At 60.7% G+C, this 955-nt stretch carries 1 protein-coding gene and 1 pseudogene; one reads left to right on the top strand and one right to left on the bottom strand.

The features are described 5' to 3' along the window. Window positions 1-387 (bottom strand): annotated as a pseudogene (locus GCT19_RS42250) (IS6 family transposase); the annotation flags it as partial. Window positions 388-425: 38 nt separating this feature from the next. On the opposite strand from GCT19_RS42250, the gene GCT19_RS42245 reads away from it, so the two are divergent. Then, window positions 426-955 (top strand): IS6 family transposase (locus tag GCT19_RS42245; RefSeq protein ID WP_152855108.1); only part of this gene is annotated, 530 nt, incomplete at its 3' end.

Raw genomic sequence — 955 nt, 5'->3', positions numbered from 1 at the left:
GCCGAAGTTCGACAGGAAAGCTTGAGTGCGCTCGGGCAGGCGGAAGCCCCGCATACGCCGTTCGCGTTCCCGGGTTGGCTGATGACTATTCTCGGCGCGGTTGTTGACGCGGGCGCTGGCTTTGACGAACACATGCGTGACGTTCGCCAGTTCGGGGATCTCCGCTTTCGCGGCCGGATAGCTGCGCAACTGATCGGTGACAATCCTTCGTGGCGTGTCGGCACAGGCGGCCAGCACGCGGTTGAAGAAACGCTTTGCTGCGGCCTTGTCGCGATGTTTCTGCAGCAGGATGTCGAGTCCGGCGCGGTGCTGGTCGACTGCCCGCCAGAGCAGATAAGGCTCACCGCGCAACGTAACGAAGACTTCGTCCAGATGCCATGTGCGGGCACTGTCACGTTGGCGAGGTAGTCACGTAAGATGTCACGATGAAGAAAAGAAAATCGCTTTATCACGGCCACCGGTTCCCGGCGGCAATCATTAGTCTCGCGGTCCGGTGGTATTTCCGGTTCCAGCTTAGCCTGCGTGACATTGAAGAACTGCTGTTCGAGCGCGGTGTCGTTGTCAGTTACGAGACGATCCGCCGCTGGTGCGACAAATTCGGCGCGGGCTTCGCACACCGCGTCAAAGCTGCTCGCCGCAAGCCTGGGCGCACATGGAATCTGGACGAAGTCTTCGTTACGTTGCGCGGTGAGCCTTATCTGCTCTGGCGGGCAGTCGACCAGCACGGCGCCGAACTCGACATCCTGCTGCAGAAACATCGCGACAAGGCCGCAGCAAAGCGTTTCTTCAACCGCGTGCTGGCCGCCTGTGCCGACACGCCACGAAGGATTGTCACCGATCAGTTGCGCAGCTATCCGGCCGCGAAAGCGGAGATCCCCGAACTGGCGAACGTCACGCATGTGTTCGTCAAAGCCAGCGCCCGCGTCAACAACCGCGCCGAGAATAGTCATCAGCC

This window comes from Paraburkholderia atlantica, from assembly GCF_009362785.1.
GTDB lineage: Bacteria > Pseudomonadota > Gammaproteobacteria > Burkholderiales > Burkholderiaceae > Paraburkholderia > Paraburkholderia atlantica.
This window is presented reverse-complemented; position numbering and strand designations above follow the sequence as displayed.